This window comes from Kitasatospora cinereorecta, assembly GCF_024172095.1.
Lineage (GTDB): Bacteria > Actinomycetota > Actinomycetes > Streptomycetales > Streptomycetaceae > Kitasatospora > Kitasatospora cinereorecta.
In genome coordinates, this window is sequence record NZ_JAMZDX010000006.1 from 486,003 (window position 1) to 504,936 (window position 18,934).

Annotated in this window: 11 protein-coding genes; 7 read left to right on the forward strand and 4 right to left on the reverse strand. The window is 71.7% G+C overall.

Features of this window, described 5'->3' with window-relative positions; translation table 11 throughout:
- Positions 1 to 6: 6 nt before the first annotated feature.
- Positions 7 to 1,539, reverse strand: coding sequence for a glycosyltransferase family 87 protein (locus FHR36_RS31585; RefSeq protein ID WP_380232040.1), 1,533 nt, complete (start codon positions 1,537 to 1,539; stop codon positions 7 to 9).
- 82 nt (positions 1,540 to 1,621) lie between these two features.
- A complete protein-coding gene (locus FHR36_RS31590; protein WP_253802746.1) occupies positions 1,622 to 4,264 on the reverse strand; it encodes a transglycosylase domain-containing protein in 2,643 nt (880 codons plus the stop codon).
- A gap of 271 nt (positions 4,265 to 4,535) precedes the next feature.
- On the opposite strand from FHR36_RS31590, the gene FHR36_RS31595 reads away from it, so the two are divergent.
- The 4 genes from FHR36_RS31595 to FHR36_RS31610 all read left to right on the forward strand — a co-directional run bounded on the left by FHR36_RS31595 (position 4,536) and on the right by FHR36_RS31610 (position 9,049).
- Positions 4,536 to 5,210, forward strand: a complete 675-nt coding sequence (locus FHR36_RS31595; protein WP_253802747.1) for a PadR family transcriptional regulator — start codon at positions 4,536 to 4,538, stop codon at positions 5,208 to 5,210.
- A 130-nt stretch (positions 5,211 to 5,340) separates the two neighbouring features.
- Complete coding sequence (locus FHR36_RS31600) at positions 5,341 to 6,423, forward strand: inositol-3-phosphate synthase (RefSeq protein WP_253802749.1); 1,083 nt, start codon at positions 5,341 to 5,343, stop codon at positions 6,421 to 6,423.
- A 154-nt stretch (positions 6,424 to 6,577) separates the two neighbouring features.
- A complete protein-coding gene (locus FHR36_RS31605) occupies positions 6,578 to 7,873 on the forward strand; it encodes an MFS transporter (protein WP_253802751.1) in 1,296 nt (431 codons plus the stop codon).
- A 75-nt stretch (positions 7,874 to 7,948) separates the two neighbouring features.
- On the forward strand, positions 7,949 to 9,049 hold the full coding sequence (locus FHR36_RS31610) for an LppU/SCO3897 family protein (RefSeq protein WP_253802753.1): 1,101 nt from the start codon (positions 7,949 to 7,951) through the stop codon (positions 9,047 to 9,049).
- A gap of 55 nt (positions 9,050 to 9,104) precedes the next feature.
- On the opposite strand, the gene FHR36_RS31615 is transcribed toward FHR36_RS31610, so the two are convergent.
- Positions 9,105 to 9,812, reverse strand: a complete 708-nt coding sequence (locus FHR36_RS31615) for a restriction endonuclease (RefSeq protein ID WP_253802755.1) — start codon at positions 9,810 to 9,812, stop codon at positions 9,105 to 9,107.
- Between the two features lie 147 nt (positions 9,813 to 9,959).
- On the reverse strand, positions 9,960 to 11,408 hold the full coding sequence (locus tag FHR36_RS31620; RefSeq protein ID WP_253803229.1) for a CCA tRNA nucleotidyltransferase: 1,449 nt from the start codon (positions 11,406 to 11,408) through the stop codon (positions 9,960 to 9,962).
- Between the two features lie 244 nt (positions 11,409 to 11,652).
- On the opposite strand from FHR36_RS31620, the gene FHR36_RS31625 reads away from it, so the two are divergent.
- The 3 genes from FHR36_RS31625 to FHR36_RS31635 all read left to right on the forward strand — a co-directional run bounded on the left by FHR36_RS31625 (position 11,653) and on the right by FHR36_RS31635 (position 18,861).
- Positions 11,653 to 14,073 carry a DUF6049 family protein gene (locus tag FHR36_RS31625; RefSeq protein ID WP_253802758.1) on the forward strand — a complete coding sequence of 807 codons (2,421 nt, stop codon included), beginning with the start codon at positions 11,653 to 11,655 and terminating at the stop codon, positions 14,071 to 14,073.
- 48 nt (positions 14,074 to 14,121) lie between these two features.
- Positions 14,122 to 16,416, forward strand: a complete 2,295-nt coding sequence (gene murJ / locus FHR36_RS31630) for a murein biosynthesis integral membrane protein MurJ (RefSeq protein WP_253802760.1) — start codon at positions 14,122 to 14,124, stop codon at positions 16,414 to 16,416.
- Positions 16,417 to 16,560: 144 nt separating this feature from the next.
- Positions 16,561 to 18,861 carry a protein kinase family protein gene (locus FHR36_RS31635; protein WP_253802762.1) on the forward strand — a complete coding sequence of 767 codons (2,301 nt, stop codon included), beginning with the start codon at positions 16,561 to 16,563 and terminating at the stop codon, positions 18,859 to 18,861.
- The last annotated feature ends 73 nt before the right edge of the window (positions 18,862 to 18,934 follow it).

Genomic DNA, 18,934 nt, shown 5'->3' on the forward strand with positions numbered 1-18,934 from the left:
CGGAAGTCAGCGCTTGGTGGTGTCGACCTCCACCAGCCAGTCGAGTTCGCCCTCGGGGGCGTACTCGGCGTAGCTCTCGTCCTCGCGCAGGCGGCGCGCGGTGCCGAGCACGAAGCGGTCGGGGGCGAAGTCCAGCACGCCGCCGGAGGGGTCGTCGCTGCCGTCCCAGCGGACCGGGTCGCGGTCCGGGTGCAGGATGTCGCGGACCACCAGGAAGCAGAGGTAGAGCGTGCCGACCAGGTGCAGCACGATCGCCAGGTGGTACCAGTCCTGGCCGATGCCGTGCTGCTTGGAGTCGCCGCTGTAGGCCAGGTAGGACCAGACGCCGAGGAAGTACAGCACCTCGCAGGTCTGCCAGATCAGGAAGTCGCGCCAGCGCGGCCGGGCCAGCGCGGCCAGCGGGACCAGCCAGAGCACGTACTGCGGCGAGTAGACCTTGTTGGTGAGCACGAAGGCGGCGACCACCAGGAAGGCCAGCTGGGCCAGGCGCGGGCGGCGCGGCGCGCTGAGGGCGAGCCAGCCGACGCCCAGGCAGCACAGCACCAGCAGCGCGCCGATCCAGGTGTTCAGCGTGGACAGTTGCCGGCCGCGGTCCTGCATCAGGATCAGCCAGAAGGACCCGAAGTCCTCCTTGCGGGTCTGGCTGAAGGTGTAGAACGTCGCCCAGCCCTTGAAGTTGGCGGCCATGATCGGCAGGTCGACCAGCAGCCAGGCGGCGGTCGCACCGCCGAGCGCCTGGCCGAACGCCCGCCACCTGCCGGACCGCCAGCAGAGCACCAGGATCGGTCCGAGCAGCAGCACCGGATAGAGCTTGGCGGCGGTGGCCAGCCCGATGAACACGCCCGCCCAGCCGGGGCGGGAGCCGGACCAGTAGGCCATCGCCACGGCGGTGAGGGCGACCGCCAGCAGGTCCCAGTTGATGGTGGAGTCCAGCGCCAGGCAGGGCGCCAGCGCGAACAGCAGGGCGTCCCAGGGGCGGCGGCGGTGGGTGCGGGAGAGCGCCACCACGGTGACCACCGCGCAGACCATCAGCATCCCGGCGTTGACCATCCAGAACCACTGCTCGCGGTCCTGGATGGTGCCGCCGGTGGTGGTCAGCCAGGCCGCGATCTGCATGAACAGGCCGGTCAGCACCGGGTACTCGAGGTACTGCATGTCCGGCGAGGGCTGCGGCAGCGGGTCCAGGTACGGGTGCAGCCCGTCGGCGAAGCCGCGGCCCGAGAACAGGTGCGGGATGTCGCTGTAACAGGCGTGGGTGTACTGGGTGGTGGCGCCGTGGAACCAGCCGTCCTCGTAGCAGGGCAGCTTCTGCATCATGCCCAGCACGTAGGTGGCGATGGCGATCAGGACCAGGAACTTGGCCGGCGTCCACCAGTTCACACCGAGCAGCGCGCGCCGTCCGGGCGGCCCGCCGAACACCTCGCTGCCGGCCGCGGAGACCGGGTCCTCGTCCGCGGGAACGACCACGGTGTTGGGCAGCGGTCCTTCGGCCGGCACCGCGGCGGGCCCGGGAGTCTCGTCACGCGTGCTGGACGTCATGGCGGACATACTGCCGCACGGTTCGGCGCAAACGAACAGGGGCGCGGGGAAACTGCTCCCCGCGCCCCTGTGTCGGCTGTCGCTACTGCCCCGGCACCCCTCCGGGACTGGCCGGTGCGGTGTCGGTCGCGGTGCCCGTGGCGGTGCCGGACTTGGACGGCTTCGGGCCCCTGGTCGGGCACAGACCGGGCACCAGGCAGGTCTGCGAGGCCGACGCCGACGGCGAGGTGCTCGGGCTCGGCCCGGTGGTGGCGCTCGGCGTCGGGTCGGTGGGAGCGGTGGCCGCGGCGGTCGGCGACGCCGAGTCCGAGGCGGACGCGGACGGGCTGGCCGAGAAGCCGGAGGAGTTGACCTGCTGGCCGAACGGCTCCGGGTCCGGGAAGTCGGCCTTCGGCTGGTTGGCCAGCGCGACCTTCATGTACCGGGTGAAGATGTCGGTCGGGAAGTCACCACCGTGGACGGACTCGTGGCCGGCCGTGCCGTTCAGCGAGAGCAGCTGGGGCTTGCCCGGCTCCTCCCGCCACATGCCGACCGAGGTGGCCAGCTGCGGGGTGTATCCGGTCCACCAGGCCGAGGTGCCGGCGTCGGTGGTACCGGTCTTGCCGGCCACCGGGCGGCCCAACTGGTTGGTCTTGGTACCGGTACCGGCCTTGGCCACGTTCTCCAGCACGTCGGTGATGTTGTCCGCGACGGCCTGGTCGAGCACGGTCTTCGGCGGGTTCTTGGCGAAGGTCGGCAGCTCCTTGCCGTCCTTCAGCACCTTGCCGACCGAGTACGGGTCGTTCTGCTGCCCGCGGGCGGCGAAGACGGAGTACGCGGAGGCCATCCGGATCGCGCTCGGCGTCGAGGTGCCCAGCGGGTAGGTGATGGTCGAGGAGGGCGCCAGGCTCTCCTTGCGCAGGCCCAGCGAGAGCACCATCTTCTCGACGTTGGAGCCGCCGACGTCCTGCCCGAGCTGGACGAACGGGACGTTGTACGAGAACTGCATCGCCTTCTTCAGCGTCACGTAGCCGGGCTTGCCCGGGCTGTCGTTCTTCTGGTGGTAGGGCTTGCCGTCGTCGCCCATGACCGGGGCGCCGTCCTTGTTGTGGATCTCGGACTTGTCGTCGGCCAGGTACTGCGAGTCGGAGTTGATCCGGGCCGGCTTGCCGTCCGGGCCGTTCTGGGTGAGCACGCCGTACTGCATCGCGGTGGCCAGCACGAAGGGCTTGAACGTCGAACCGACCGGGATACCGGTGGAGTCGGCGTTGTTGGTGTAGTGGCCGTTCTCGATGCCGTCGCCGCCGTAGATCGCCACGATCCGGCCGTCACCGGGCACCACCGAGGCGGCACCGACCTGGACGAACTTGTCCGCCTCGCGCTTGTCCGGCTTCAGCGACTCGGACTTGACGTCGTCGACCGCCTTCTTCAGCGCGTCGACCTTGTCCTTCTCGAAGGTCGTGTAGATCTGGAAGCCGCCGCGGTCGATCACCTGCTGGGTGAGCGACGGGTCCTTGCTGGTCAGGTACTTGTTGGCGGTCTCGACGAGGTAGTAGACCTCGCCGTTCATCGTCGCCGATGCCTTCTGCTTGACCGGATCCGGGAAGTCGGTGCACTTGTTGCGCTCGTCCTGGGTGAGCGCCTTGGTGACCACCATCCGGTCCAGGATCCACTTCCAGCGAGCCACCGCCCGGTCGTGGTTGGCCGTGCTCAGCGACGGGTCGTAGAGCGCGGCGCCCTTGAGCAGACCCGCGAGCATGGCGCCCTGGCAGGCGTTCAGATCCTTGGCGTCGACACCGTAGTAGGCCTGGGCGGCGGCCTGGATGCCGGTCGAGCCGCGGCCGTACCAGCTGGTGTTCAGGTAGCCGGTGAGGATCTCGTCCTTGCCCTTCTCACCGTTGATCTTCAGGGTGATGAAGAACTCCTTGAGCTTCCGGGTCAGGGTCTGATCCTGGCTCAGGTAGGCGTTCTTCACGTACTGCTGGGTGATGGTCGAGCCACCCTGGGTCTCGCCGCCGGTCGCCATGTTGTAGACGGCGCGGGCGATGCCCTTGGGGTCGATGCCGCTGTCGGTGCGGAAGGTCTCGTTCTCCGCGGCGATGACGGCGTCCTGCGCCGGGCGGCTTATCGCGGAGAGCTCGACCAGCTGCCGGTTGGTGTCGCCCTTGCGGGTCATCTCCGAACCGTCGGCCCAGTAGTAGATGTTGTTCTGGTCGTGGATCAGGTCCTTCGGGTTCGGCACCGGCGTCATGGCGTACGCGGCACCGACCGCGGCCACACCGCCGCCGAAGAAGACCAGGAAGAGGGTGATGACCTGCTTCCAGGACGGGATCCAGCGCTTGAACCCGCTCTTGCCGAACCGCGGGTAGTCGATGAAGCGCTTCTTGCCCGGCTTGCCGTCGCGACCACCGGGACCGCTGCCGGCCCCGCCGCCGCGGCGACCGCCGCCGCCCGAACCGCCCGCACCGCCCGCACCGCCCGGGCCGCCCGGGCCGCCCGCGTCCGCGGGTCCGCCCCGGCGGCCGCCCTGCCGGCGCATCTCGGCGCGGGTCAGCCGCGGCTGCTGGGCGGTCTCCCGCACACCGCGACGGATCCCCTCGGAGCGCAGCTCGTCGCCCCCGGACCGGTCGTAACTGGGAGCGCCCTCCACCGGGCTTCCGTAGGCGTACGGACGCCCGCTGTCAGGGCCGCGGCCCGGGGGCTGTTCGCCGCCCGGGTTGGTCGGCCTCCGCCGCTGTCCGCTCATCTCTCAGCCACTCCTCGGTACCCGCAGGTGGTCCTCGTGCACACGCGACAGCGTACGCACCCCTGAAACCGGACCAATCAGGCACCGGGGACGAAGACCCACGAATCGACGGCAGATCATTACACGCCCGTTGCCCAACATCCTGTGATCACTGTTACGCGTGCCCCCCTTGCCCGTTCCGTGACCCAGGTTTACTGTTCTCGATATATCGAGCCGATACATCGGCGCGACACATCGGTCCGGCATAGTGTGGGGAAGGGAGGCCGACAGCATGACGAGGCGCTCGGGTGTGCTGGAGTTCGCCGTCCTCGGCCTGCTCCACGATGCACCGATGCACGGCTACGAGCTGCGCAAGCGTCTCAACGTCCTGCTCGGCTCGTTCCGGGCGTTCTCCTACGGAACGCTCTACCCCTGCCTGAAGAGCCTGGTGGCCCAGGGTTTCCTGGTCGAGGACAACCCGGACGTCGAGTACGTTCCGGCCACCGCCCTCAACGGCAAGCGCTCGAAGATCGTCTACCGGCTCTCCCCGGAGGGCAAGGAACGCTTCGAGGAGCTGCTCGCCGAGTCCGGGCCCGAGGCCTGGGAGGACGAGCACTTCGGTGTCCGCTTCGCCTTCTTCGGCCAGACCGACCGGGCCGTGCGCATGCGCGTCCTGGAGGGTCGCCGCAGCCGGCTGGAGGAGCGGCTGGAGCGGATGCGGAGTTCGATCGCCCGCACCCGCGAACGGTTCGACGACTACACGCTGGAGCTCCAGCGGCACGGTCTGGAGTCGGTGGAACGCGAGGTCCGCTGGCTCAACGAGCTGATCGAGACCGAGCGCGCCACCCGCACCGGGCGGACGGGCGCCGGCCAGAAGACTTCGGACGGCCGTGGCCAGGAGGCCGGGTCCTCGGACCCGCCGAGGCCACCGCACGACCGCCCGGGGCGCTCCGACCTGGAGCGCTGACACGCCGCGTCGGCCCTGTGCGCGCGGCGGGTGGAGGGCGCTCCGTGCGCCCGTCAGACAGTCAGAACAGATGTTGAACGAGGAACCACCGCACCACGGCGGACCTCATGAGATTCAGGGAGCAACCGGAATGGGTTCGGTTCGCGTAGCCATCGTCGGCGTGGGCAACTGCGCCGCCTCGCTGGTGCAGGGTGTCGAGTACTACAAGGACGCCGACCCGGCCGGTAAGGTCCCGGGCCTGATGCACGTGCAGTTCGGCGAGTACCACGTCAGCGACGTGGAGTTCGTCGCCGCCTTCGACGTCGACGCCAAGAAGGTCGGCTTCGACCTGGCCGACGCCATCGGCAACAGCGAGAACAACACCATCAAGATCTGCGACGTGCCGCCGACCGGCGTCACCGTCCAGCGCGGCCACACCCTCGACGGTCTGGGCAAGTACTACCTGGAGACCATCGAGGAGTCCGACGAGGCCCCGGTCGACGTCGTGCAGGTCCTCAAGGACCAGCAGGTCGACGTCCTCGTCTGCTACCTGCCGGTGGGCTCCGAGGCCGCCGCCAAGTTCTACGCGCAGTGCGCCATCGACGCCAAGGTCGCCTTCGTGAACGCCCTCCCGGTGTTCATCGCCGGCACCAAGGAGTGGGCGGACAAGTTCACCGAGGCCGGCGTGCCGATCGTCGGTGACGACATCAAGTCCCAGGTCGGCGCCACCATCACCCACCGTGTGATGGCCAAGCTGTTCGAGGACCGCGGTGTCATCCTCGAGCGCACCATGCAGCTGAACGTCGGCGGCAACATGGACTTCAAGAACATGCTCGAGCGCGAGCGCCTGGAGTCCAAGAAGATCTCCAAGACCCAGGCTGTCACCTCGCAGATCCGCGACCGTGAGCTGGGCGCCAAGAACGTCCACATCGGCCCGTCCGACTACGTCGCGTGGCTCGACGACCGCAAGTGGGCGTACGTCCGCCTCGAGGGCCGCGCCTTCGGCGACGTTCCGCTGAACCTCGAGTACAAGCTCGAGGTCTGGGACTCCCCGAACTCGGCCGGTGTCATCATCGACGCCGTGCGCGCCGCGAAGATCGCCAAGGACCGCGGCATCGGCGGCCCGATCCTGTCGGCGTCCTCGTACTTCATGAAGTCCCCGCCGGTGCAGTACTTCGACGACGAGGCCAAGGAGAACGTCGAGAAGTTCATCCGCGGCGAGGTCGAGCGCTGAGCGCAGCGAAGCCTGCTCGCTGTTCGGCCTGAGCGCTGAGCATTCGGGCTGATGCGCCAACTGTGGGGCCCCGGTCGTCAGACCGGGGCCCTGCACCGTTTGTTGGCCGATGTTTCACGTGAAACATCGGCACCGGGCGTGGCACCCTTGGCGGGTGATCACCGACAGCAGCCGGCCCGAGGAGGCGACCCTCCGCGGGCTGCTGCACGGCCGGGACTTCCGCCGCCTGCTCGCCGTCCGGATGCTCTCCCAGCTCTCCGACGGCGTCTTCCAGGTCTCGCTGGCCGCGTCCGTCATCTTCTCGCCGGAGAAGGAGTCCTCCCCCGCGGACATCGCCGCCGTGCTCGCGGTGATGCTGCTGCCGTTCTCGGTGATCGGCCCGTTCGCCGGAGTGATGCTGGACCGCTGGCGTCGTCGCCAGGTTCTCCTGCTCGGCAACCTGGCCCGTTTCGTCCTCGGCCTGGCAACTGCCGGGCTGCTTCTCGCCAACGCCTCCGATCAGCTCTTCCTGATGGCCGCGTTGCTGGTCACAGCGCTCAACCGCTTCATCCTGGCCGGCCTGTCGGCCGCCCTGCCCCGGGTGGTGGAGCCAGGGGGGCTGGTTACCGCCAACGCGCTCTCCCCCACCCTGGGTACCGTCGCGGCCGCCGCCGGCGGAGGCCTCGGCTTCGTGGTCCATCAGCTCCTGCCGCCCGGCGGGCGGACCGACGCCGCCCTGGTCACCGTGGCCGCGATGCTGTACCTGTCCGCCGCGCTGGCCGCCCAGCGGATCTCCCCCGACCTGCTCGGCCCGGAGATCCATCCCGACCGGCCCTCACTGGCCGAGGCCCTCGGCACCGCCTGGCACGAGCTGCTGGCCGGCGTGCGCCACCTGGTCCGCGACTGCCGTCCGGCGGTCCACGCGCTCGCCGCCGTCACGGTCGCCCGGTTCTGCTACGGCGTGCTGATCGTGGTGGTGCTGATGCTCTCCCGGTACACCTTCAACGGCGCCGAGGACAGCGCCGGGGGGCTGGCGACCCTCGGCCGGGCGGTGCTCTTCTCCGCGGTCGGCTTCTTCCTGGCCGCCGTGGTCAGCCCCTGGTGCACCCGCCGGCTCGGCCTCACCGGCTGGATGACCACCTGCCTGGCCGCGGCCGCCGTCTTCGTCCCCGCCCTGGGCCTGCCGTTCGCCGAGGTCCCGGCGATGATCGCCGCCCTGCTGCTCGGGCTGGTCACCCAGGGCACCAAGATCTGCGCCGACACCCTGGTCCAGGAGTCGGTGGAGGACGAGTACCGGGGACGCGTCTTCGCCATCTACGACGTGCTGTTCAACGTCTCGTTCGTCGCCGCGGCCGGCGTGACCGCCGCGGTCCTCCCGTTGAACGGCCGATCGGCGGCGGTGGTGATCGGCGTCGCGGTGGTGTACGCCCTGGGCGCGGTTCTCTACTCCCGCGCGGCCCGACGCGGCTGACGGCCCGGCACCTCGCTAGGGTACGGGGGCGCGCCGTCGCGGCGCGCCTGCCAACAACCAACGGGGAACCCTGCCTTGACGTCGCCCTACCCGCCCAACAACCCGTACTCCGCGCCGCCCGGCGCGCCCGTTCCCCCGCAGCCGGGGTACGGCCAGCCGCCCTACGGCGCACCCGTCCCGCCCCCGCCGCCGGCCGGTTACGGCTACCCCGCCGTGCCGCCCCCGCCGCCGGGCCCGCAGGCGCAGCCGGGACCGTACGCCCAGCCCGCACCGCTCGCTCAGCCCGCGCAGCCCTACGGCCAGCCCGGCGCGTACGCCCAGCCGGCGCCGCCGTACGGGCAGCCCGCTCCGTACGGACAGCCGGCGCCGTACGGGCAGCCGGGGCCGTTCGGCCAGCCTGCCCCGGCCGGAATGCTCAGCTGCCGCTTCTGCGGCGGGTTCCCGGCGGTCGAGGCCACCGTGCGCGGCCACCGCGGACTGATCATCATCATGCAGTTCCTGAAGCAGCCCGGACCGTTCTGCCGCACCTGCGGTCTCGCGGTGCTGCGCGACATGTCCGCCAAGACCCTGGTCCGCGGTTGGTGGGGCTACTTCTCCTCGGTGATCACCCCGATCACCCTGCTGCGCAACATCGGCGCCTACAACAAGATCAAGGCCCTGCCCCCGGCCACCCCGGGCACCCTCGGCCCGCAGCTCGACCCGGGCAAGCCGCTGACCCAGCGGCCGGCGATCCTGATGCTGCTGTTCCCGATCCTGTCCTGGGGCTTCGTCTTCACCATGCTGCTGATCGGTGCCTTCGCCGACCGGCCCACCCCGGCGCCGTACCACTACACCCCCACCCCCGGCTACAGCTCCTCCGCCCCGCGTCCGACCCACAGCGGGTCCGCGAGCCCCGGCGGCAGCGGCAGCACCGGCGGCACGGTCAGCACCGCGGTGGCCGGCGACTGCATCCACAACGCGGGCACGGACTCCGACCCGATCGTCAACGTGGTGCCCTGTACCGGCGCCACCGCCGACTACAAGGTGCTCGCCAAGGTCCGCGGCACCACCGACGGCCGCGGCTCCTGCGAGAAGTACCCCGACAGCGACTCCAACTTCGTCCACGACTCCACCGGGTCCGACGACTGGGTCCTCTGCCTGAAGTCCCTCAAGCCCGGCAGCGGCGGCACCTCCTGACACCCCACCGCGACTGACTTCCTCGAAGGAAGTCAGTCGCGGCCCGTCGCCTCGCTCAGCCCAGCAGCTCGTCGAGGTCCTCGTCCGCGCCCTCGTCGAGGGCCCGCATCAACCGCACCCGCCGCCGGGCGACCGCCTTCGCGTCGTCGTCGAGCACCATCCGCTCGAGCCGGTCCACCCGGTCGGCCACCGCGTCCAGCTTGCTGCTGTTGCGCCCGACCTCGGCCGCCAACGCGTTCAGCAACGGCACCACCGCCGTGCCGATCACCTTCCGGACCACGCTCTCGGCCACCCGTGCCACCGCCGCGTCGACACTGCCCTCGGGCGGGTTCTCCACAGGCGGTGCGGGTGGCTTTTCCACTGCCTCGCGACGGGCGGTCTCCTCGACGTCGAGCAGGTGGCAGCGCACCTGACGTGCGACTTCGCTGTCGCGCAGCAGCATTGCGGCGTTCAGCACGGCACGCCGGGTGAACAGCGCCAGGGACCGCGCCCGCGACTGGATTCCACTGAGTTGCTTGAAGTAACCCAGTTGCACGCCGCTGACGACCCGGTACCCGTTGGCCGTGAGCTCCTGCCGATGGTCGAACACCATCGCCTTGATCACCGTCTCGTCGACGCCGAAGTACGCCGCCACGCCCTGCGTCGTGACGTGCATCCCGTCCGGCAGCAGCGCCAGGGCCTTCACCCGGTCGAGCACCTCGACGCGTTCGACAACCCGGGCCCGCATGGTCGGGGATTCCAGCAGCACCGCGTCCACAGCCATGGCCGTGTCGCTCCTCTCGCTCCGCGAGCGGGAGACCGTCCCCCGCCCTCGAACAGAAGGCAACACGGCCATGACTCAGCCGATCACCCGATCGACGGCGATCAACACGATCGAGCGGATTTGCTCAAGCGACTCACGTACCAGCCGTCACTGCTGTCCCGCCCACCACTCGCGGAGGGCGGCGACGGCGGTGTCGTGGTCCATCGGGCCGTGCTCCAGGCGCAGCTCCAACAGGTGCTTGTAGGCCTGGCCGACGGCGGGGCCGGGCTTGAGGTCGAGGAGCTGCATGATCTGGTTGCCGTCGAGCGCGGGGCGGATCGCGTCCAGTTCCTCCTGCGCCTTCAGCGTGGTGATCCGCTCCTCCAGGGAGTCGTACGTCCGCGCCAGCGCCGCCGCCTTCTTCTTGTTGCGGGTGGTGCAGTCGGAGCGGGTCAGCTTGTGGAGGCGCTCGAGCAGCGGGCCGGCGTCGGTGACGTAGCGGCGGACGGCGGAGTCGGTCCACTCGCCGCCGCCGTAGCCGTGGAAGCGCAGGTGGAGCTCGACCAGGTGGGAGACCTCGTCGACCATGTCCTTGGAGTACTTGAGGTCGCGCATCCGCTTGCGGGTCATCTTGGCGCCGACCACCTCGTGGTGGTGGAAGGAGACCCGGCCGTCCGGCTCGAAGCGGCGGGTGCGCGGCTTGCCGATGTCGTGCAGCAGCGCGGCGAGCCGCAGGACGAGGTCGGGCCCGTCGGTCTCCAGCGCGATGGCCTGCTCCAGGACGGTGAGCGAGTGCTCGTAGACGTCCTTGTGGCGGTGGTGCTCGTCGCGCTCCAGGCGCAGCGCGGGCAGTTCGGGCAGCACGTGGTCGGCGAGGCCGGTGTCGACCAGGAGCCGCAGGCCCTTGACCGGGTGGGCGGCGAGCAGCAGCTTGTTGAGTTCGGCCTGGACGCGCTCGGCGGAGACGATGGTGATCCGCTCGGCCATGGCGGTCATCGCGGCGACCACCTCGGGGGCGGGGTCGAAGTCCAGCTGGGCGGCGAACCGGGCGGCGCGCATCATCCGCAGCGGGTCGTCGGAGAAGGACTCCTCGGGGGTGGCGGGGGTGCGCAGCACCCGGGCCTCGAGGTCCTCCAGGCCGTGGTGGGGGTCGACGAAGCCGCGGCCGGGCAGGTCGACGGCCATCGCGTTGACGGTGAAGTCGCGGCGGACCAGGTCCTGCTCGATGGTGTCGCCGTAGGTGACCTCGGGCTTGCGGGAGGTGCGGTCGTACGCCTCGCTGCGGTAGGTGGTGATCTCGATCAGGAAGGAGCCGTCGGCGGTGTCCTTGCGGGCGCCGACGGTGCCGAAGGCGATGCCGACGTCCCAGACGGCGTCCGCCCAGCCCTTGACCAGCTTGAGGACCTGTTGCGGGCGGGCGTCGGTGGTGAAGTCCAGGTCGTTGCCGAGCCGGCCCAGCAGGGCGTCCCGTACCGAGCCGCCGACCAGCGCGAGGCGGAAGCCGGCCGACTCGAAGCGGCGGGCGATCTCGTCGGCGACCGGGGAGACCCGGAGCAGTTCCTGCAGCCCGAGGGCCTGCGCCTCGGTGAGGCCCGGGAGGGCGGCCGGGGCTGCGATGCTGGAATGATTGGCGCTGGAGGCGTTGGCAGTGGACACGGCTCACAAGGGTACGTGCCCGGCCTCCCCCGCCGCTTTCGCGTTTCGCCCGCCGGGGTGCGTCCGGTCAGCTTCCGGCCCGCAACACTGCGGGCCCGGCCGCGTCGTTACCATGCCTGGGGGACGCTCCTCGGGGGCCCGGTGCCACCGGGCGACCGCGGCGGTGCGTGAACTGATCGAGCACGATCGAGAACGGCGAGGACGCGTGGACGAGCGGACCGGGCGGAGCGTTGGAGGGCGCGCGCTTCGCGGACGGCGCACGGGGCGGCTGGCCAGGGCCGCCGCCTCCGCGCTGGTGGCGGGCGGCCTGCTGGCGACCTCTGCCGCGACCACCGCGTCGGCCGTCGGTTCGGTGCTGACGGCGTCCCCCGAGTACCCGGCCACCATCGAGATCGACACGGTGACGCCGCAGAGCGCCGCCGACAACGGCACCGTGGTGGTGACCGGCAAGGTCACCAACTCGGGCAAGTCCACGCTGAAGTCCCCGACCGTCGCGGTACGCGGCCCGGTCCAGGGCCGGCCGCTGAAGACCCGCAGCGACCTCAACCTGATCGCCACCCGGACCACGCCGATGGGCCAGGACGGCGTCGCCCTGGACCACGCCCAGCAGGACGTCGGCGACCTCGCCCCCGGCCGGAGCGCGAGCTTCAGCATCCCCGTCGCGGTCGCCGACCTCGGTCTGAAGCACGCCGGGGTGTACGAGCTGGCGGTCGACGTCCACAGCGGCACGGGCGAGAAGGCCCAGCAGCTCGGCATCACCCGGACCTTCCTGCCGTACCAGAGCGGTTTCACCGCCAAGCCGACCCAGGTGTCGGTGGTGTGGCCGATCACCCACGCGCCCGAGCTGGTCGCCCAGACCATGCCGGACAACGACCAGATGCCGGTGCTGCGCGACGACTCCCTGGTCGGTGAGCTGGCTCCCGGCGGGCGGCTGGACCAGCTGGTCACCCTGGGCGCCGACCTGCCCAACCTGACCTGGGTGGTCGACCCCGACCTGCTGGACACCGTGTACGCGATGACCAAGCCGTACCGGGTGCAGAAGCCCGACACCGGTGGCGAGTCCGCGCGTGAGGACAACACCGTCCCGGGCACCGGCAAGGACGCCGCCACCGCGTGGCTGACCAAGCTGCGCACCGCGGTCGCCCGGACGGGCGACGAGGTGGTCTCGCTGCCGTACGCCGACCCCGACCTGGCCTCGATCGCCCACAACGGCGCCGGGCTGAACGGGATGGAGACCGCGCTGCGCAAGGCGGCCACGGCCGGCCAGGTGACCGCCGAGGGCCGGCTGTCGGTCGAGGTGAAGGCGAACGTGGCCTGGCCGTACCAGGGCTGGCTGGACAAGGCGACGGCGGGCGTCGCCGCCACCACCGGCGGCAAGGTCGTGCTGGTCAACGGCGCGAGCATGCCGGAGTCGAAGGACCTGCCCTACACCCCGAACGCGGCCCGTCCGATCGGCAACGGGCAGACCGCGGTGGTCGCCGACCCGACCGTCTCCGGCCTGTTCCAGGGCGACCTGGCGGGCGACTCGGCCCGTACCGCGACCGTGCAGCGCTTCCTGGCCGAGACCATGATGATCAGCGACCAGGAGCCGGAGCAGCCGCGCGGCCTGCTGGTGCTGCCGCCGCGCTCACTGACCGCCGGCACGGCGACGGCGCTGCACGACGCCGTGCTGAAGTCGCAGGCGGGCGGCTGGGTCAGCCCGGCCTCGCTGGACTCGGTCGCGGGCACCGCAGCCGACCCCGAGGCCAACACCTCGGTGCCCGACGGCTACTCGCACGAGCTGGCCGGCTCGGAGCTGTCCGCCGGGGAGCTCGCCGACACCATGGGCGTCCAGGACGGCGTCGACCAGCTGATGGTGATCCTGACCCAGCCGCAGCGGGTCCGCGGGCCGTTCAGCGCCGCGATGGTGCGCTCGATGTCCACCGAGTGGCGCGACCAGCCGAAGGCCGGCGCCGACTACCGGGTCTCGGTCCGCGAGTACCTGCACGGCCTGCGGACCGCGGTGAAGGTCCCGCTGAAGACCGCCGTCACCCTCCCCGGTGACAACGCCACCCTGCTCGTCAGCGTCAAGAACGACCTCACCCAGTCGGTGGGCAACCTGGAGCTTCGGCTGACCTCCAGCCAGGTGAACCGGCTGAACGTCGGCGACAAGCAGCCGGTGGTGCTGGACGCCATGACCAGCAAGACCTACCGCTTCCCCGCCGAGGCCCAGGTCAACGGGCCGGTCCAGGTGACCGCCCAGCTGTGGACGACCGGCCCGCACGCGCAGAAGTACGGCGACCCGGTGGTCTTCACGGTCGAGGTCACCTCGGTGGCCAGCGGCGTCTGGTACGTGATCGGCGGCGGCCTGGTGCTGATGGTGCTGGCCGGCCTCCGGTTCTCCCTGCAGCGCCGCAAGCGGGCCGCCGCGGGCGAGGCCGACGAGGACCCCGAGCGCCTGCTGGACAACCCGCCCACCGCCCCGCAGGGCGGCGCGGGCGAGGAGCCCGGGAAGGGCCCGCAGAGCGCCGCACAGGCCGCCCCGGACACCCTTGCGGAGGACGGCCCGGGCGATGCCCCGCAGGCCGACCCGCAGACCGCAGATGACCGCGATCGGGTCGCCGGTGATGAGAAGGTGGGTCACTGAGGTCGTCCCCTCCTGCGGCCTCCACCCTCCTAGCCGTGGATTGGTGGCATGAACGAGCGCAGCGAGCGACCGATTCAGGACGACTGGTACGTGGCCGACACCTACGCCCGTGACCCGTACGCCGCCGAGGCGTTCACGGGCACGGGCGAGCCGGATCCGTACGGCTCGGCCGCGCCCCCGGCACCGGCGGCCCCGGCGTCTGCGTCCACGGCGCCACAGGCGCCGGAGGAGTCCGCGGCCGCCGTCCCGGGCCAGCCGAGCGCCCCGGAGCCGGAGGCCGCGCCGCGCCTGACCGCCCCGGCCGCCCGCTGGGCCGGTGCCGCGGCGGCGGAGAGCACCCCGCCCGGTCCCCCCGCGCCGACCGCACCGGGGGACGATTCCGCGCCAGGGGCAGGCCCGGCCGCTCAGGCGCTCGCCGCCGCCGAGGGTTCGCGCTGGGACACCGAGACCACCGAGTACGTCGGCGTGGACGCGCTGCTGAGCGGCGACGCCGCGGCGGCGGGGGCGGAGCAGCCGGCCGGGGACGAACCCTCCGAAGAGCAGCCGGAGACCGAGCGGCGGCCCTACGTCCCGCCGATCGAGTTCGACCCGCCGCTGTCCGAGGAGGAGGCGGTCATCCAGGCCAACGCGGCGGTGCTGGAGGCCGACGCGGCGATCGAGGCCGAGCTGCCCACCGCCCCACCCGTCGGCGGCGCCGGCGGCAAGGTCGCGAGCCTGCTGAACTCCAGCGCGGTGATGGCCGCCGGCACCCTGGTCTCCCGGGGCACCGGCTTCCTGCGGACCATGGTGATCGCCGCCGCGATCGGCGTCGGCACCATGGGCGACTCGTACAACGCCGCCAACACCCTGCCCACCCTGCTGTACATCCTGATCGGCGGCGGCGCGCTCAACGCGGTGTTCGTCCCGCAGCTGGTGCGCAGCATGAAGAACGACGAGGACGGCGGCACCGCCTACGCCAACCGGCTGCTCACCCTGGTGATGACCGGTCTGGCCGGGGTGGTGTTCGTGTCGGTGCTGGCCGCGCCGGTGCTGGTGCAACTGATCTCGCACTCGCTGATGCGCGACCCGGCGAGCGCCGAGACCACGGTGGCGCTGGCCCGCTACTGCCTGCCGACCATCTTCTTCATGGGCGTGCACGTGGTGATGGGGCAGATCCTCAACGCCCGTGGCCGGTTCGGCGCGATGATGTGGACGCCGGTCCTCAACAACATCGTGGTGATCTTCACCTTCACGATGTACATCGCCGTCTACGGCACCTTCGAGCACAGCGAGGTCACCCCGGCGACGGTGTCGCCCGAGGGCGTCCGGATGCTCGGCGTGGGCACCCTGCTCGGCCTGGCCGTGCAGGCGCTGTCGATGATCCCCTACCTGCGGGCCTCGGGCTTCCGCTTCAAGCCGCGCTTCGACTGGCGCGGGCACGGCCTGGGCAAGGCCGCCCGACTGGCCAAGTGGACCTTCCTGTTCGTCCTCGCCAACCAGGCCGGGTACCTGGTGGTCACCCAGCTCGCCACCGCCTCCGGCCAGGCCGCCGAGGCCAAGGGCTTCCTGGGCGTCGGCCTCGCCGCGTACTCCAACGCGCTGCTGATCTGGCAGCTGCCGATGGCGGTGATCACCGTCTCGGTGATGAGCGCCGTCCTGCCCCGGCTCTCCCGGGCCGCCGCCGACCACGACGCCGGCGCCGTCCGCGACGACCTCTCGTACGGGCTGCGCACCTCGGCGGTGGCGATCGTCCCGGCCGCCTTCCTGTTCCTCGCGCTCGGCCCGGTGATCGGCTCCGCCATCTACGGCCTGGGCAACGGCGGCGCGGTCGCCCACGGCACCACGGCCGTCGGCTTCATGCTCTCCGCCTTCGCCCTCGGCCTGATCCCGTACTCGGTGCAGTACGTGCTGCTGCGCGGCTTCTACGCGTACGAGGACACCCGCACCCCGTTCTCCAACACGGTCTGGGTGGCCGTCACCCAGGCCGGCACCGCGGTGCTCTGCTGGCTGGTGCTGCCCGCGCAGTGGGCGGTGACCGGCATGGCGCTCGGCTACGGCCTGTCCTACGCGGTGGGCGTGGCCGTCGCCGTCCCGAAGCTGAAGGCCAGGATCGGCGGTCTGGACACCGGACGGATCGCCAAGACGTACATCCGGTTGGCGATCGCCTCGGTGCCGGCCGCGGTGGTCGGAGTGGCCGTCGAGCTGCTGGCCGGCGGCCTGGTCGACGGCTGGGCCGGCAGCGTGATCACCCTGGTGGTGGCCGGTACGGCGCAGCTCGCCGCGTTCCTCGTACTGGCCCGCCGTATGCGAATCGAGGAGCTGGGCGCCCTCACCGCCATGGTCCGCCGTCGACTGGGCCGTTGACCCGACGTCAACCGAATGGACCGGACCCCCTAATGTGCGTGATCGCGCAACCAGTCGGCCGCCTCATCGGTCGTACCAGGAGGCGAAGAGTGGGCACAATTGTCCTGGCACACTCGGGGCGATCCAAGGGGAGGCTGGACCACGGTGGCTGATGGCACCAAGGCGGTCGTCGACACGTCGGTGGCGGACGAGGCCGCGCTGGCCACGGCTCTCGACGGGCTCCCGGACGACGGCTCCGAGGCCTCCTCGGGGACCGGCACTCCCGGCGCGACCGACGAGCGGCCCGGCGAACCCGCCGACGACACCGGGAAGAACGGCACCGTGAAGGACGACACCGCGAAGAGCGGCAAGCCGAAGAGCGCCACCGCGAAGAGCGCCTCCCCCGCGGCCGCCGCGGACGGTGCCCCGGCGGCGCGGACCACCGGCGCGAAGCCCGCTGCGGGGCGCAAGCCCGGCGGCGGCAAGCCGGCCGGCGCCCGCAAGACGCCGGTCGCCAAGCCGGCAGCGGCCGCGAAGCCGGGCAGCAAGCCCTCGGCGGCGGCACAGTCCACCAAGGCCACCAAGGCCACCGAGCCGGTCGAACCCACCGAACCCACCGAGCCGGTCGAGGCCGTGGAACCCGCGGAGCCCGCCGAGGCCCCCGAGGCCATCGAGCAGGTCGAGCAGGCCGAGGCCGCCGAGCAGGTCGAGGAGTCCACCGCGCCGCTCTCCGCCGCGGAGATCGCCGCCGAGCTGACGGCCGGAAAGGCCGCGAAGGCCGCCGCAGCCGCTGCCGCCACCAAGGGCGCGGCGGCGGGCAGGGCCGGCCAGAAGACCGCCCGCAGCCGCGCCACCGGCTCGGGCCTCAGCACCGAGACCCTGGACGCCGACACCGCCACCCTCCCGGCCCTCCTGCCCGCTCCCCAGCGGCACAGCGGCGACAAGATCGGCGACCGCTACCGGCTGGAGGAGTGCATCTCCCAGTCGGACTCGTTCAGCAGCTGGCGCGCCGTCGACGAGAAGCTCCGCCGCGCCGTCGGCGTCCACCTGCTCGCGGCCGGCCACCAGCGCGCCAAGGCGGTGCTCACCGCCGCCCGTTCGGCCGCCCTGCTGAACGACCCGCGCTTCGTCCAGGTCCTCGACGCGGTGCAGGAGGGCGACCTGGTCTACGTCGTCCGCGAGTGGCTGCCCGGCGCCAGCGACCTCGGCCGGCTGCTCGCCGCCGGGGCGATGGAGCCCTACGACGCGTACCAGATGGTCCGCCAGGTCACCGACGCCATCTCCGCGGCCCACCGGCGCGGCCAGGCGCACCTGCGCCTCACCCCGACCTGCGTGCTGCGCACCGACGGCGGCCAGTACCGGATCAACGGCATCGCCGTGGACGCCGCCCTGCGCGGCCTGCCCACCGAGGACGCCGAACTCACCGACGTCCGCGCGATCGGCGCCCTGCTGTACGCCGCGCTGACCCACCGCTGGCCCTACCCCGAGGACCGCTACGACCTCCAGGGCCTGCCCAAGGACCTCGGCTGCGTCCCGCCGGACCAGGTGAAGGCCGGTGTGCACAAGGGCCTGTCGGAGCTGGCCGCCCGGATCCTGTGCGAGAACCCGCCGCACCAGAAGGAGCCGATCACCAGCCCCGAGCAGCTGGCCAAGGCGATCGCGCTGATGCCGAAGATCCGTCAGCCCGAGCCGCCCGCCCCGCCGACGCTGCGCCCGCTGCCGGCGGCCGCGCCGCCCCGGTACGCCGCCGGCCGCCCCACCCAGGTCCTGCCCCCGGTCGAGGACCTGCCGCCCGCCCCGGTGCCCCGTCCGCGGCCGCGCCGGCGCGCCCTGAAGGCCGCCGCCAAGTGGACCGCCTCGCTGGTCGCCCTGGCCGCCATCGCCGTCGCCTCCTGGCAGGCGGTCGACCGGCTGCACCACACCGACCGGACCCCGACCACCGGCGAGCACACCGCGGCCGCTCCCGCGCCCTCGTCCTCCCCCAAGCCGACGCTGACCGGCGCCAAGCTCGTCCCCGCCGCGCTCGCCCCGTTCAACGCGTTCGGCGAGACCAAGGACGAGCACGTCCCGGACCTGCCCAAGGCCACCGACGGCAACCCGGCCACCGCCTGGACCACCCAGCGCTACGACGACCCGTTCGGCTCCGGCGGGTACCGGGCCGGCACCGGACTGCTGATCGACCTCGGCAGCGCCAAGTCCGTCGGCTCGGTCGACATCCAGTTCCTCGGCGACCACAAGGTCGAACTGAAGGCCGCCCCGGCCGACACCGCCGCCGCGCCGGGCGCCGACGAGGCCGGATTCCGCGCCTTCGGCGCCTCGGTCGCCTCAGGCTCCGGATCCAAGGTGACCCTGAAGCCCGAGTCCCCGGTGACCGCCCGCTACCTGCTGGTCTGGCTGACCGGCATTCCCGCCGACAGCGAGGGCGGCTACAAGGGCAAGGTCGCCGAGATCCAGGTCAACGGGTGAACCTCACCCGTCGCCCCTCTTGATCCGGCCGACGCCATCCCCAACGATGTCCACTGCGGCGCCCGCAGCGGGC

Bases quoted from the DNA above. Each gene is read 5' to 3' on its own strand.
- FHR36_RS31600 (WP_253802749.1), top strand. From the start codon at position 5,341: ATGGGTTCGGTTCGCGTAGCCATCGTCGGCGTGGGCAACTGCGCCGCC.
- FHR36_RS31595 (WP_253802747.1), top strand. From the start codon at position 4,536: ATGACGAGGCGCTCGGGTGTGCTGGAGTTCGCCGTCCTCGGCCTGCTC.
- murJ (WP_253802760.1), top strand. From the start codon at position 14,122: ATGAACGAGCGCAGCGAGCGACCGATTCAGGACGACTGGTACGTGGCC.
- FHR36_RS31590 (WP_253802746.1), bottom strand. From the start codon at position 4,264: ATGAGCGGACAGCGGCGGAGGCCGACCAACCCGGGCGGCGAACAGCCC.
- FHR36_RS31585 (WP_380232040.1), bottom strand. From the start codon at position 1,539: ATGACGTCCAGCACGCGTGACGAGACTCCCGGGCCCGCCGCGGTGCCG.
- FHR36_RS31615 (WP_253802755.1), bottom strand. From the start codon at position 9,812: ATGGCTGTGGACGCGGTGCTGCTGGAATCCCCGACCATGCGGGCCCGG.